Source organism: Streptomyces sp. CO7 (genome assembly GCF_053474865.1).
The window spans coordinates 36184-37971 of record NZ_JBRIOU010000012.1 but is presented as its reverse complement, the minus strand read 5'-3'; the positions used below and the strand labels follow the sequence as shown (position 1 = coordinate 37971).

Below are 1788 nucleotides of genomic sequence, written 5' to 3'. Positions count from 1 at the left end.
CCGGGGCGGCGGGCGGACGCGCGTCCCACCCCGAAGCAGGGTTTCAACGGCGGTCAGTTGTGTGCGTTCTGTGTCGAAAGGTGCAGGAGTCGGGCGATTCGCTGCGCGTGTCGGGACCGATCGCGACCGAGTCGGGATTCGTCGGGCGTGTCACGGTGACCGACGGCCCGGCTGCGGTGTTGTCACGGAATGAAGAAGCGCAGCATGCTGGCCATCGCCTCCTTCGCCGCAGGGTGCGTCCTCGCGGCGGTCTCGCCCTCCCACGCGGAGGGCGAGGAGGCCGAACGCCCCGTCGAGGACGTGCGCAGCACGGTGGAGGAGCTCACCGGCGACGACAGCATCGCCCGCCACGAGGTCTTCGGCCCGACCGCCCCGACCACCCTCCACGAGGGCGTGGGCTACCTCGACGGGACGGAGTCCCTGCAGGCGCTGGAAGCCCTGGAGGCGCTGCCGGCCCCCGACGCGGGGGTGTGGCCGGTCCTCTGAACCGCTGCCGTCCGCGGTCGCGCCGGTGCCCGGGGCGGCGGCCTTCCTCCGGTGTTCACGGGCGGCGTCGCGGCGGTGCGGGCCGCCCGTCCGCACGTCGCGACCGCGCTCCCCCGTGCTCCCCCGTTGCCCCCTCAACTGCGGCTGGTTTCCGGTGCAGGGTGGGGAGGGCACGTCACAGTCGTCCGGAGAGGACGAAGTCCGGGGAAGAGGGGGAACAGTGATCGTCTGGATCAACGGCGCGTTCGGTTCGGGCAAGTCCAGCACCGCGAAGGAGCTGCTGGACCTGCTGCCCGACAGCGCGCTCTTCGATCCCGAGGTGGTCGGGGGTGCGCTGACGTTCATGCTGCCGCCCAAGCACCTCGCCGGGGTCGACGACTACCAGGACCTGCCGATCTGGCGGCGGCTGGTCGTGGACACCGCGGCCGCCATGCTCCAGGAGCTCGGCGGCACCCTGGTCGTTCCTATGACCCTGCTGCACCAGGAGTACCGGGACGAGATCTTCGGAGGCCTCGCCGCACGACGGATCGCCGTCTGCCACGTGGTCCTCACTCCGGCGGAAACGATTCTCCGGCAGCGGATCACGGAGGCCCGGGACCCGGCGGGTCCGGAGACCGAGCGACGTGTCCGGCAGTGGCGCCACGACCACATCGAGCCCTACCGGGTCGCGCTCGGCTCCTGGCTGGCCGCCGACGCACACCCGGTGGACAACGGGGCGCTCACCCCGCAGCAGACCGCCACACGGATAGCCGAGGCGGTGGGCAGCGGGGACGCCGCCGCCTGCGACATCGTGCAGACGCCCGAGCCCAGGGCCGAGACGGTGGCCTCCGGGGTGCTGCTCTTCGACGATCAGGACCGGTTCCTGCTCGTCGACCCCACCTACAAGCCGGGCTGGGAGTTCCCCGGGGGAGTGGTCGAGCGGGGCGAGGCGCCCGCCCAGGCCGGGGTGCGGGAGGTGGCCGAGGAGACCGGACTGCGGCCGGCCGACGAACTCCGGCTGCTGGTCGTCGACTGGGAGTCGCCGCAGCCCCCCGGCTACGGCGGACTGCGCTTCCTCTTCGACGGCGGGAGACTGCACGGCGAGGACGCCGGCCGTGTGCTGCTGCCCGGACCGGAGCTGCGCGGCTGGCGCTTCGTCACCGAGGAGGAGGCGGCCGAACTGCTGCCCCCGGTGCGGTTCCGCCGGCTCCACTGGGCGCTGCGGGCCCGCGAACGCGGCGCGGCGGTGTACCTGGAGGCGGGGGAGCCCGTGGGGTGAGCGGGGCCGGCTGTGCGGGGCGGTCTCCCGCGGCGGCCCCGCTC

2 protein-coding genes are annotated in these 1788 nt (G+C 73.5%); both read left to right on the top strand.

Translation table 11 applies throughout. The features are described from left to right. The first annotated feature begins 189 nt into the window (after positions 1 to 189). Positions 190 to 486 (top strand): hypothetical protein, encoded by a 297-nt coding sequence (locus tag ACOV8S_RS29775; RefSeq protein ID WP_448321641.1) that lies wholly within the window; start codon positions 190 to 192, stop codon positions 484 to 486. A gap of 220 nt (positions 487 to 706) precedes the next feature. After that, a complete protein-coding gene (locus ACOV8S_RS29770; RefSeq protein ID WP_448321585.1) occupies positions 707 to 1744 on the top strand; it encodes an NUDIX domain-containing protein in 1038 nt (345 codons plus the stop codon). Positions 1745 to 1788 lie beyond the last annotated feature (44 nt).

Coding starts and splice junctions, on each gene's coding strand:
- ACOV8S_RS29775 (WP_448321641.1), top strand. CDS start 190: ATGAAGAAGCGCAGCATGCTGGCCATCGCCTCCTTCGCCGCAGGGTGC.